Consider the following 12,059-nt stretch of genomic DNA (forward strand, 5'->3'; position numbering starts at 1 on the left):
ACCCATAAAAAAAGCCGGCTCAGGGCCGGCTTAGATTGCTGACTGACGTCAGGGCATCATTCGTTATGCGAAATCACTGCCGGGATGGTGTCATCTTTACGCAGGGTCATAATCTCGCAGCCGTTCTCCGTCACCACAATAGTATGCTCGTATTGAGCAGACAAGCTGCGATCTTTGGTTTTCACCGTCCAGCCGTCTTTCATGGTGCGAATGCGGTAATCACCGGCGTTAACCATCGGTTCAATGGTGAAGGTCATACCCGGCTGAAGTACTACGCCGCCGTCGTCTGCGTCATAGTGAAGTACCTGAGGCTCTTCATGGAATACGCGACCAATGCCGTGACCACAGTACTCACGTACGACAGAGAAACCTTCGGCTTCAACGAACTTCTGAATTGCCGCGCCGAGGCTGCGCAGGCGGATGCCCGGTTTCACCATACGCAGCGCCAGATACAGGCTTTCCTGCGTAATGCGGCACAGGCGTTCGCCGAGAATCGTCGGTTTGCCCACGATGAACATTTTAGAGGTGTCGCCGTGGTATTCGTCTTTAATAACGGTCACGTCGATATTGACGATATCGCCGTCTTTCAGCACTTTTTCATCGTCCGGAATGCCGTGGCAAACCACTTCGTTGATAGAGATACAGACGGATTTTGGGAAGCCGTGATAGCCCAGACAAGCGGAAATAGCCTGCTGTTCGTTCACGATGTAATCATTACAGATGCGATCCAGCTCGCCGGTGGTAATGCCCGGTTTAACGTGGGATTCGATCATTTCCAGCACTTCGGCAGCCAGACGGCCAGCGACGCGCATTTTTTCGATTTCTTCAGGTGTCTTAATTGAGATAGCCATATCAGATCCGCAGATGTCGATCATGTCGACACAAATGAACAGGGAAGTTGCTGTAATGGTATCAGGGGGGGCGTCTCCCTGCAAAATTGAGAATCATCAAGTGCGTATCACGGCAACAACTATTGGAGTCTGGGCGCCATTTATGGTATAAAGCGCGCCGGACTTGTATTCCGATTTTTCGGGTACAGCCAAATACGCTCACTTTGTGTAAATAACACACACGTATCGACACATATTCCGGGGTGCCCTTTGGGGTCGGCAATATGGGATACGTGGAGGCATAACCCCATACTTTATATAGAGGTTTTAAAACATGGCTACTGTTTCCATGCGCGACATGCTCAAGGCTGGTGTTCACTTTGGTCACCAGACCCGTTACTGGAACCCGAAAATGAAGCCTTTCATCTTCGGCGCACGTAACAAAGTTCACATCATCAACCTTGAGAAAACTGTACCAATGTTCAATGAAGCTCTGGCTGAACTGAACAAGATTTCTTCTCGCAAAGGCAAAATCCTTTTCGTTGGTACTAAACGCGCTGCAAGCGAAGCGGTGAAAGACGCTGCTAACAGCTGCGATCAGTTCTTCGTGAACCATCGCTGGTTGGGCGGCATGCTGACTAACTGGAAAACCGTTCGTCAGTCCATCAAACGTCTGAAAGACCTGGAAACTCAGGCTCAAGACGGTACTTTCGACAAGCTGACTAAGAAAGAAGCGCTGATGCGCACTCGTGAGCTGGACAAGCTGGAAAACAGCCTGGGCGGTATCAAAGACATGGGCGGCCTGCCGGACGCACTGTTTGTTATCGATGCCGATCACGAGCACATCGCTATCAAAGAAGCAAACAACCTGGGTATCCCAGTATTTGCTATCGTTGATACCAACTCTGATCCGGACGGTGTTGATTTCGTTATCCCTGGTAACGACGATGCTATCCGTGCTGTTAGCCTGTACCTGGGCGCTGTAGCTGCAACCGTTCGTGAAGGCCGTTCTCAGGATCTGGCTTCCCAGGCGGAAGAAAGCTTCGTAGAAGCAGAATAATAAGGCACGCTCGTTAGAGCCCTTATTTAACCAGGTAGTATCTAGTTTGGTTAGGGGCCTTTTTATGGCCCCTTTTTCACTTTTAAGCCCGTCTGGCCAATGCGCCGGGCAGGCAACATCTCCGAGGATTTTAGAATGGCTGAAATTACCGCATCCCTGGTAAAAGAGCTGCGTGAGCGTACTGGCGCTGGCATGATGGATTGTAAAAAAGCGCTGACCGAAGCCAACGGCGACATCGAGCTGGCAATCGAGAACATGCGTAAATCCGGTGCGATCAAAGCAGCTAAGAAAGCAGGCAACGTTGCTGCTGACGGCGTGATCATCACTAAGATCGACGGCAACTACGGCGTGATTCTGGAAGTTAACTGCCAGACTGACTTCGTTGCTAAAGACGGCGGTTTCCAGGCATTTGCTAACAAAGTTCTGGATGCAGCAGTTGCTGGTAAAATCACCGACGTTGAAGTTCTGAAAGCGCAGTTCGAAGAAGAGCGCGTTGCACTGGTTGCTAAAATCGGTGAGAACATTAACATCCGTCGCGTTTCTTCCCTGGAAGGCGAAGTTCTGGGTTCTTACCAGCACGGCGCACGTATCGGTGTTCTGGTTGCCGCTAAAGGTGCTGATGAAGAGCTGGTTAAACAGCTGGCAATGCACATCGCTGCAAGCAAGCCTGAGTTCGTTAAGCCTGAAGACGTTTCTGCAGAAGTTGTAGAGAAAGAGTACCAGGTTCAGCTGGACATCGCGATGCAGTCCGGTAAACCAAAAGAAATCGCAGAGAAAATGGTTGAAGGCCGCATGAAGAAATTCACCGGTGAAGTTTCTCTGACTGGTCAGCCGTTCGTCATGGACCCAAGCAAAACTGTTGCTCAGCTGCTGAAAGAGCACAATGCTGACGTGACTAACTTCATCCGCTTCGAAGTGGGTGAAGGTATCGAGAAAGTTGAGACTGACTTTGCAGCAGAAGTTGCTGCCATGTCCAAGCAGTCTTAATGGTTTAAAAGGAACCGCCAACCGGCGGTTCCTTTTTATCCAGCCTTACAATTTCAGAGCGCTCCGTTAGGCGAGCGGGCTGAAATGCGACAGAATGTCGCCAGAATTAACCATCCCCCATTCGTTGACTGTTCTCAGGAAAGAAACATGGCTACCAATGCAAAACCCGTCTACAAACGTATTCTGCTCAAACTGAGCGGCGAAGCTCTGCAAGGCACAGAAGGCTTTGGTATCGACGCGAGTATTCTGGACCGTATGGCTCAGGAAATTAAAGAGCTGGTGGAACTTGGCATTCAGGTCGGGGTGGTAATCGGGGGTGGCAACTTATTCCGTGGTGCAGGTCTGGCTAAAGCCGGCATGAACCGCGTCGTGGGCGACCACATGGGCATGCTGGCGACCGTAATGAATGGCCTGGCAATGCGCGATGCGCTCCACCGCGCCTATGTGAACGCCCGCCTGATGTCCGCTATTCCATTGAATGGCGTTTGTGATAACTACAGCTGGGCAGAAGCTATCAGCCTGCTGCGTGCTAACCGCGTAGTTATCCTGTCTGCCGGTACCGGTAACCCGTTCTTTACCACTGACTCTGCGGCCTGCTTGCGAGGAATCGAAATCGAAGCAGACGTGGTACTGAAAGCTACTAAAGTGGATGGCGTGTTTACCGCCGATCCGGCAAAAGATCCTTCAGCTACCATGTACGATCAACTGACCTACAGTGAAGTGCTGGATAAAGAGCTGAAAGTGATGGATCTTGCCGCGTTCACCCTTGCTCGTGACCACAAATTGCCGATCCGTGTGTTTAACATGAACAAACCGGGTGCGCTGCGTCGTGTGGTAATGGGTGAGAAAGAAGGCACTTTAATTACTGAATAATTTCAGTTGCCCGGCAATCAGGGTAAGATTTGGCTTTATCTACAGCCAGGAATAAACAGGGCTATACTTAGCCTGCAGCTTCAAAGCTGCAGAGAATAAGCGTGGTCTGCCTTAAACCAGTTTTCAAGGATTCGTAACGTGATTAGCGATATCAGAAAAGATGCTGAAGTGCGTATGGATAAATGCGTCGAAGCGTTTAAAAACCAAATCAGCAAAATCCGTACCGGCCGCGCTTCTCCAAGCCTGCTGGACGGCATCGTCGTAGAATACTACGGCACACCAACGCCGCTGCGCCAGCTGGCCAGCGTCACCGTTGAAGATACCCGTACTCTGAAGATCAACGTGTTCGATCGTTCTATGGGCCCGGCGGTAGAGAAAGCGATCATGGCTTCTGACCTGGGTCTGAACCCAAGCTCTGCGGGCACCGATATTCGCGTTCCGCTGCCTCCGCTGACCGAAGAGCGTCGTAAAGACCTGATCAAAGTGGTTCGTGGTGAAGCCGAAGGCGCACGCGTGGCTGTTCGTAACGTTCGCCGCGACGCTAACGACAAAGTTAAAGCGCTGCTGAAAGACAAAGAGATCAGCGAAGATGACGATCGTCGTTCTCAGGACGACGTGCAGAAGCTGACTGACGCTGCTATCAAAAAAGTGGATGCGGCTCTGTCTGAAAAAGAAACCGAGCTGATGCAGTTCTAATCCACAATTTTTGTGGAAAATTCGCCGCCCAGTAAGCCCTCGCGTACCGCGAAGTGTTTACGAGCGGCGTTTTGCTTTATAAAAACGTCAAGTAAAGGCGTAGACAATGGGCCTCCCGCGCCGCAAACTATTGCGCCATTAACCCTTCATTTTACGACCCCGAGTACCTCATGAAGCAGCTCACTATTCTTGGTTCCACCGGCTCTATTGGCGTCAGCACGCTAAGCGTCGTTCGTCATAATCCTGAAAAATTTGCCGTTACGGCTCTGGTTGCGGGCAGTAATGTCGGGAAAATGGTTGAACAGTGCCTGGCGTTCTCGCCGAAGTATGCGGTCATGGCCAGTGAGTCTGCGGCGGCGGAAGTCCGTCGTGCCCTGAAAGAGCAGGGGAGTAAAACGGAGGTAATGGCCGGCGAGCAGGCGGCTTGCGAAGTCGCTACGCTTGGCGAAGTGGATCAGGTGATGGCTGCTATTGTGGGTGTGGCAGGGTTGTCTTCAACGCTTGCGGCTATCTCTGCGGGTAAACAGGTTCTGCTGGCAAACAAAGAGTCGCTGATCACCTGCGGCCGTTTGTTTATGGAAGCTGTTGCACGCAGCAAAGCGCAGTTGTTGCCCATCGACAGCGAACATAACGCCATTTTTCAGAGTATGCCGGAAACAATCCAGCGTAACCTGGGATACGCTAGCCTCGAAGATAATGGCGTATCGTCTATTATCCTCACCGGATCGGGTGGCCCGTTCCGGGAAACGGCTTATGCAGACCTGGCGGCGATGACGCCGGATCAGGCTTGCAGCCACCCGAACTGGTCGATGGGGCGTAAGATTTCCGTCGACTCGGCCACCATGATGAACAAAGGTCTCGAATACATTGAAGCTCGCTGGTTGTTCAATGCTTCAGCTGCACAAATGGAAGTGCTGATTCACCCTCAGTCTGTCATTCATTCCATGGTTCGTTACCGCGATGGCAGCGTGCTGGCTCAGCTTGGTGAGCCCGACATGCGCACGCCTATTGCTCATGCGATGGCTTACCCTGCACGCGTAGAATCTGGTGTTACATCGCTCGATTTCTGCAAAATCGGTTCGCTGACTTTCATGGAACCTGACTTTGAGCGCTATCCATGCCTGAAGTTAGCCATTGATGCCAGCGCGCAAGGGCAGGCGGCGACAACCGCGCTGAATGCCGCGAACGAAGTGGTCGTAGAGGCGTTCCTGAACCAGCAGGTCAGATTTACCGATATCGCGGTGCTAAACCGCAGCGTGCTGGAGCAAATGAACTTAGCTGAACCGCAAAGTGTGGATGAAGTGCTTAGTGTGGATGCTATTGCTCGTGAAATCGCCAGGAAACAAGTGATGCATCTCGCAAGCCGGTGATAATTCATCCGGCTGAAGTGCCGCCATTTGTTCGCTTTGTGCTTCAGTGATATAGTCTGCGCCACTTAATCGCCAGATGTGACTGAGCGTTAAGTGGAAAGCCGTGTCACAACACGGCTTTTTTATGCACCAGGCTTCAATATTCCTGAGTACCGCTTAATTTTTTTCAGGGAATCATTACGCGTTATGTTGTCTGCTAATCAACAATTAAGCGAATCCTTAACTACGCATGGCGCCCGCCATGTTGCCATCATTATGGATGGCAATGGCCGTTGGGCTAAGCGTCAGGGGAAAATGAGGGTTTTCGGTCATAAAGCCGGAGCAAAATCGGTACGCCGCGCTGTGACTTTTGCAGCCAACAACGGTATCGATGCGCTGACGCTTTACGCTTTTAGCAGCGAGAACTGGAACCGCCCCGCTCAGGAAGTGACCGCATTGATGGAGCTGTTCGTCTGGGCATTAGACAGTGAGGTGAAAAGCCTGCACCGTCATAATGTTCGCTTGCGTATTATCGGCGATACCAGCCGATTTAATCTCCGCCTGCAGGAAAGAATCAAAAAAGCGGAAGCATTAACCAGTGAGAATACTGGGCTGACGCTCAATATCGCTGCGAATTATGGCGGGCGTTGGGATATCATTCAGGGAGTGCGACAGCTTGCGTCGCAGGTGCAGGAAGGCTTATTGCGCCCGGATCAGATTGATGAAGACCTGCTCGGTCAGCAGATCTGCATGCATGAACTGGCTCCCGTAGATTTAGTAATTAGGACAGGAGGAGAGCATCGCATCAGTAACTTCCTCATCTGGCAAATTGCCTATGCGGAACTTTATTTTACCGATGTTCTTTGGCCTGATTTCGATGAACAAGACTTTGAAGGTGCGCTAAATGCTTTTGCAAACCGAGAGCGTCGTTTTGGTGGCACAGCACCTGGTGGTGAATAAGCCTGTTGGGGGTCACTTTTGCTGAAGTATCGCCTGATTTCCGCGTTTATTATGATTCCCGTTGTCATCGCGGCGCTGTTTTGGCTTCCGCCAGTAGGATTTGCGATTGCTACGCTGGTGATTTGTATGCTGGCCGCATGGGAATGGGGGCAACTCGCCGGTTTCGTTGCTCGTTCGCAGCGCGTCTGGCTGGCGGTGCTATGTGGTCTGTTGCTTGCCGTCATGCTGATTTCGTTGCCGGAGTATCGGCATTCGGTGCATTTGCCGATAATCGAATTCTCACTTTGGGCATCGCTAGTGTGGTGGGTCGCGGCGCTGCTGTTGGTTCTGTTTTATCCGGCCTCTGCTGCATTGTGGCGTAATTCCAAACCGCTTCGACTGGTCTTTGGCCTGCTAACCATTGTTCCCTTCTTCTGGGGCATGGTAGCGCTGCGCAGCTGGCATTATGATATCAACCACTACAGCGGCTCTGTTTGGTTGCTGTATGTGATGTTCCTGGTCTGGGGCGCAGACTCTGGCGCTTATGTTTTTGGGAAAATGTTTGGCAAGCATAAACTTGCGCCAAAGGTCTCGCCTGGCAAGACCTGGCAAGGGTTTATTGGTGGCCTTGCGACTTCCGCGGTCATCTCGTTGCTGTTCGGCATGTGGGCGAATTTGAACGTAGCTCCCGTTGTTCTGCTAACCTGTTCCATTGTTGCCGCGCTGGCTTCCGTTTTAGGTGATTTGACCGAAAGTATGTTCAAACGCGAAGCGGGAATTAAAGATAGTGGTCACCTTATCCCGGGACATGGTGGTATTCTTGACCGTATTGACAGTCTGACAGCGGCGGTGCCGGTGTTTGCCTGTCTGCTGCTTCTGGTATTCAGGACGATTTAACGGAAGGTTTTATGTTGAGCATACTCTGGAATTTGGCTGCGTTTATCGTTGCACTGGGTGTTTTGATTACCGTGCACGAGTTCGGCCATTTTTGGGTTGCTCGCCGCTGTGGCGTTCGTGTGGAACGCTTCTCTATCGGGTTTGGTAAGGCGCTTTGGCGTCGTACCGACCGTCAGGGAACCGAATTTGTTATCGCGCTGATCCCGCTGGGTGGCTACGTTAAAATGCTGGATGAACGCGTTGAACCGGTGCTGCCGGAAATGCGTCATGCTGCGTTTAACAACAAAACGGTTTCTCAGCGTGCGGCTATTATCGCCGCTGGCCCCATCGCTAACTTCATCTTCGCTATCTTTGCCTATTGGCTGGTGTTTATCATTGGCATTCCCAGCCTGCGTCCGGTGATCGGTGAAATAACCCCCAACTCTATCGCTGCGGAAGCACAAATTAGCCCCGGTATGGAACTAAAAGCGATAGATGGTATCGAAACGCCTGATTGGGATGCCGTTCGTTTAGCTTTAATCGGTAAAATTGGCGATGCGAGTGCGAGAGTTTCTTATGCACCGTTTGGGACGAATCAAACGCGCGATGTAACCCTTGATCTAAGTCATTGGCAGTTTGAACCTGATAAACAGGATCCGGTCGTATCACTTGGATTCAGGCCCCGTGGTCCGCAGATTGAAAACGTGCTGGACGAAGTTCAGCCGCAGTCTGCAGCCAATAAGGCTGGTTTGCAAGCAGGGGACAGGATCGTTAAAGTCAACGGTCAGCCGCTCCTTCAGTGGAGTGAATTTGTAAACCTGGTGCGTGACAATCCAGGGCAGCCGCTGGCCATAGAGATTGAAAGACAGGGGAGCCCCTTGTCTTTGACGCTGATACCGGATACAAAACCGGGTAAAGCGAAAGCAGAAGGGTTTGCAGGGGTGGTACCTAAAATTATCCCGCTGCCCGATGAGTACAAAACAGTGCGTCAGTATGGGCCGTTTACCGCTGTAGCAGAAGCCACGGATAAAACCTGGCAACTGATGAAGCTAACGGTCAACATGCTGGGGAAATTAATAACCGGTGATGTAAAACTGAACAACCTCAGTGGGCCAATCTCCATAGCTCAAGGGGCAGGTATGTCGGCGGAATATGGGTTGATTTACTTCCTGATGTTCCTGGCGCTTATCAGCGTCAACTTAGGGATTATTAACCTGTTTCCACTTCCCGTCCTTGACGGCGGGCACCTGCTCTTTTTGGCGGTTGAGAAACTGAAAGGCACTCCGGTTTCCGAGCGAGTTCAGGACTTCAGTTATCGCATTGGCTCTATTTTGCTGGTGCTATTAATGGGGCTTGCACTTTTCAATGATTTCTCTCGTTTATAGAGAGAATTAGGTTAGGAAGAACGCATAACAACGATGGCGATGAAAAAGCTCCTCATAGCGTCGCTGCTGTTTAGCAGCGCCACCGTATACGGTGCAGACGGGTTCGTGGTGAAAGATATTCATTTCGAAGGCCTGCAGCGAGTCGCCGTCGGTGCGGCCCTCCTCAGTATGCCGGTTCGCGTAGGCGATACCGTCTCTGACGAGGATATCAGTAATACAATCCGCTCACTGTTTGCCACCGGCAACTTTGAAGATGTGCGCGTTCTGCGTGATGGTAATACGCTGCTCGTGCAGGTCAAAGAGCGTCCAACCATTGCCAGCATCACCTTCTCCGGCAACAAGTCGGTGAAAGATGACATGCTCAAGCAGAATCTTGAAGCTTCCGGCGTACGCGTGGGGGAATCCCTCGACCGCACGACCCTTGGCGACATCGAGAAAGGGCTGGAAGATTTCTACTACAGCGTCGGGAAATACAGCGCCAGCGTTAAAGCTGTCGTCACCCCACTGCCGCGTAATCGCGTTGACCTGAAGCTGGTGTTCCAGGAAGGTGTTTCCGCGAAAATCCAGCAGATCAACATCGTTGGCAACCACGCGTTTAGCACGGATGAGCTGATCTCCCGCTTCCAACTGCGTGATGAAGTGCCGTGGTGGAACGTTGTTGGCGATCGTAAATACCAGAAGCAAAAGCTGGCGGGTGACCTTGAAACCCTGCGCAGCTACTATCTGGATCGCGGCTATGCGCGTTTCAATATTGATTCCACGCAGGTGAGCCTGACGCCGGACAAGAAAAGCATTTATGTGACCATCAATATCACCGAAGGCGAGCAGTACAAGATCGCCGGCGTGGATGTGAAAGGCAATCTGGCCGGGCATTCTGCTGAAATCGAAAGCCTGACCAAGATGCAGCCGGGTGAGCTGTATAACGGCACCAAAGTCACCAAAATGGAAGACGACATTAAGAAACTGCTGGGTCGCTATGGCTACGCCTATCCGCGCGTACAGACTCAGCCAGAAATTAATGACGCTGACAAAACTGTGAAGCTGCACGTTAACGTCGATTCCGGTAACCGTTACTACGTGCGTAAGATCCGCTTCGAAGGTAACGACACCAGTAAAGATGCCGTTCTGCGCCGCGAAATGCGCCAGATGGAAGGCGCGTGGCTGGGTAGCAACCTCGTTGATGCCGGTAAAGAGCGTCTGAACCGTCTGGGTTACTTCGAGACTGTCGATGTGGACACCCAGCGCGTATCTGGCAGCCCGGATCAGGTTGACGTTGTTTATAAAGTTAAAGAGCGTAACACCGGGAGCTTCAACTTCGGTGTTGGCTACGGTACCGAAAGCGGTGTGAGCTTCCAGGTCGGTGTTCAGCAGGATAACTGGTTGGGTACGGGTTACTCAGTGGGTATCAGCGGCACCAAAAACGACTACCAGACTTACGCGGAACTGTCAGCGACCGATCCGTACTTCACGGTTGATGGTGTTAGCCTTGGTGGTCGTCTCTTCTTCAACGACTTCAAAGCTGATGACGCGGACCTGTCTGACTACACCAACAAGAGCTACGGCCTGGATACGACACTGGGCTTCCCGGTGAACGAATACAACACGCTGCGTCTTGGTTTGGGTTACGTACATAACGATCTGTCGAATATGCAGCCACAGATAGCCATGTGGCGCTACCTGGATTCTGTGGGCCAGCACCCAACTCAGAATGCCAACGACAACAGTTTCTCGGCAGATGACTTCACTCTGAACTATGGTTGGACATACAACAATCTTGACCGCGGGTACTTCCCGACGGATGGTTCTCGCGTCAACCTGAATGGTAAAGTTACCATCCCGGGTTCCGATAACGAGTTCTATAAAGTGACGTTAGATACGGCGAGTTACTTCCCGATCAATGACGATCACACGTGGGTTGTGCTGGGTCGTACCCGTTGGGGCTACGGCGATGGTCTGGGCGGTAAAGAACTGCCGTTCTACGAGAACTTCTATGCCGGTGGTTCCAGTACCGTGCGTGGTTTCCAGTCAAACAACATTGGTCCAAAAGCCGCTTATTACGGCCCGAACCAGCGTAACTGTGGAACCGGCGCTGTGTGTAACTCTAACGATGCGGTGGGCGGTAACGCCATGGGCGTAGCCAGCCTTGAGCTGATTACTCCAACGCCGTTCCTGAGTGAGAAGTACTCAAACTCTGTTCGTACTTCCCTGTTTGTCGATGCAGGTACCGTTTGGGATACCAAATGGGAGAACACCGACGCGACCAGAGCGGCAGGTATACCTGATTACAGCACGCCAAGTAACATCCGTATGTCTGCAGGTATTGCGCTGCAGTGGATGTCGCCTCTGGGGCCGCTGGTCTTCTCTTATGCTCAGCCGTATAAGAAATATGATGGAGACAAGGCAGAACAGTTCCAGTTTAACATTGGTAAAACCTGGTAATTTGTTCTGCGCGATGGAACGCAACAGCAGTGAGGCGCTGCACCTGTTAACCGTTTAGACAGTTAGCGGGTGCTCGCAAAAAAACAGTGTCTTCGGACGCCTATGGGATGGTAAGGAGTTTATAGTGAAAAAGTGGTTAGTTGCCGCAGGTCTCGGGATTGCTATGGTTGCTTCAGCCGGCGCTCAGGCTGCCTCCAGCATCGCAGTAGTTAACATGGGTAACCTGTTCCAACAGGTCGCACAAAACACCGGTGTTTCTAAAACCCTGGAAAATGAGTTCAAAGGCCGCGCCAGCGAACTGCAGGGAATGGAAAACGATCTGCAATCCAAAATGCAGCGCCTGCAGCGCGATGGTTCAACCATGAAAGCTTCAGATCGCAGCAAAATGGAAAAAGACGTCATGGCTCAGCGCCAGTCGTTCTCCGAAAAAGCACAGGCTTTTGAGCAGGATCGTAATCGTCGTTCCAACGAAGAGCGCAGCAAACTGGTCACTCGTATCCAGGCCGCTGTGAAGAAAGTTGCAGATGACAAAGGTTATGATGTTGTTCTGGATGCAAACACCGTTGCTTACGCAGGCAACGACGTTAAAGACATCACTGCAGACGTACTGAAACAGGTTAAATAA

General features: G+C 51.6%; 11 protein-coding genes. 10 read left to right on the forward strand and 1 reads right to left on the reverse strand.

The genetic code is table 11. From position 1 onward, the window contains the following. Positions 1–56 precede the first annotated feature (56 nt). On the reverse strand, positions 57–851 hold the full coding sequence (gene map / locus B9Y90_RS17290) for a type I methionyl aminopeptidase (RefSeq protein ID WP_039296492.1): 795 nt from the start codon (positions 849–851) through the stop codon (positions 57–59). A gap of 313 nt (positions 852–1,164) precedes the next feature. Between map and rpsB the strand changes: the two genes are divergently transcribed. The 10 genes from rpsB (at position 1,165) to skp (ending at position 12,059) form a co-directional block, all read left to right on the forward strand. Continuing rightward, entirely contained in the window at positions 1,165–1,890 is a 726-nt protein-coding gene (gene rpsB / locus B9Y90_RS17295; protein WP_008456923.1) for a 30S ribosomal protein S2, read from the forward strand. 135 nt (positions 1,891–2,025) lie between these two features. After that, positions 2,026–2,877: a translation elongation factor Ts gene (gene tsf, locus B9Y90_RS17300; RefSeq protein ID WP_008456925.1), complete on the forward strand. Its 852-nt coding sequence runs from the start codon at positions 2,026–2,028 to the stop codon at positions 2,875–2,877. Between the two features lie 147 nt (positions 2,878–3,024). Then, positions 3,025–3,750: a UMP kinase gene (pyrH, locus tag B9Y90_RS17305; RefSeq protein WP_039290408.1), complete on the forward strand. Its 726-nt coding sequence runs from the start codon at positions 3,025–3,027 to the stop codon at positions 3,748–3,750. A gap of 138 nt (positions 3,751–3,888) precedes the next feature. After that, positions 3,889–4,446 carry a ribosome recycling factor gene (gene frr, locus B9Y90_RS17310; protein ID WP_008456929.1) on the forward strand — a complete coding sequence of 186 codons (558 nt, stop codon included), beginning with the start codon at positions 3,889–3,891 and terminating at the stop codon, positions 4,444–4,446. A gap of 170 nt (positions 4,447–4,616) precedes the next feature. Next, positions 4,617–5,816, forward strand: a complete 1,200-nt coding sequence (ispC, locus tag B9Y90_RS17315; RefSeq protein ID WP_039290411.1) for a 1-deoxy-D-xylulose-5-phosphate reductoisomerase — start codon at positions 4,617–4,619, stop codon at positions 5,814–5,816. A gap of 186 nt (positions 5,817–6,002) precedes the next feature. Then, entirely contained in the window at positions 6,003–6,755 is a 753-nt protein-coding gene (gene ispU / locus B9Y90_RS17320) for a (2E,6E)-farnesyl-diphosphate-specific ditrans,polycis-undecaprenyl-diphosphate synthase (protein WP_039290414.1), read from the forward strand. 18 nt (positions 6,756–6,773) lie between these two features. After that, on the forward strand, positions 6,774–7,631 hold the full coding sequence (gene cdsA, locus B9Y90_RS17325; RefSeq protein ID WP_008456935.1) for a phosphatidate cytidylyltransferase: 858 nt from the start codon (positions 6,774–6,776) through the stop codon (positions 7,629–7,631). A gap of 11 nt (positions 7,632–7,642) precedes the next feature. Beyond that, positions 7,643–8,995, forward strand: coding sequence for a sigma E protease regulator RseP (gene rseP / locus B9Y90_RS17330; RefSeq protein ID WP_039290420.1), 1,353 nt, complete (start codon positions 7,643–7,645; stop codon positions 8,993–8,995). Positions 8,996–9,028: 33 nt separating this feature from the next. Beyond that, complete coding sequence (gene bamA / locus B9Y90_RS17335) at positions 9,029–11,434, forward strand: outer membrane protein assembly factor BamA (RefSeq protein WP_039290422.1); 2,406 nt, start codon at positions 9,029–9,031, stop codon at positions 11,432–11,434. Positions 11,435–11,558: 124 nt separating this feature from the next. Next, a complete protein-coding gene (gene skp, locus B9Y90_RS17340; RefSeq protein WP_008456940.1) occupies positions 11,559–12,059 on the forward strand; it encodes a molecular chaperone Skp in 501 nt (166 codons plus the stop codon).

The sequence above is a fragment of the Cedecea sp. NFIX57 genome (genome assembly GCF_900177785.1).
Taxonomy (GTDB): domain Bacteria; phylum Pseudomonadota; class Gammaproteobacteria; order Enterobacterales; family Enterobacteriaceae; genus Cedecea; species Cedecea neteri_C.

Bases quoted from the DNA above. Each gene is read 5' to 3' on its own strand.
- rpsB (WP_008456923.1), top strand. From the start codon at position 1,165: ATGGCTACTGTTTCCATGCGCGACATGCTCAAGGCTGGTGTTCACTTT.
- ispU (WP_039290414.1), top strand. From the start codon at position 6,003: ATGTTGTCTGCTAATCAACAATTAAGCGAATCCTTAACTACGCATGGC.
- pyrH (WP_039290408.1), top strand. From the start codon at position 3,025: ATGGCTACCAATGCAAAACCCGTCTACAAACGTATTCTGCTCAAACTG.
- tsf (WP_008456925.1), top strand. From the start codon at position 2,026: ATGGCTGAAATTACCGCATCCCTGGTAAAAGAGCTGCGTGAGCGTACT.
- map (WP_039296492.1), bottom strand. From the start codon at position 851: ATGGCTATCTCAATTAAGACACCTGAAGAAATCGAAAAAATGCGCGTC.
- ispC (WP_039290411.1), top strand. From the start codon at position 4,617: ATGAAGCAGCTCACTATTCTTGGTTCCACCGGCTCTATTGGCGTCAGC.
- bamA (WP_039290422.1), top strand. From the start codon at position 9,029: ATGGCGATGAAAAAGCTCCTCATAGCGTCGCTGCTGTTTAGCAGCGCC.
- rseP (WP_039290420.1), top strand. From the start codon at position 7,643: ATGTTGAGCATACTCTGGAATTTGGCTGCGTTTATCGTTGCACTGGGT.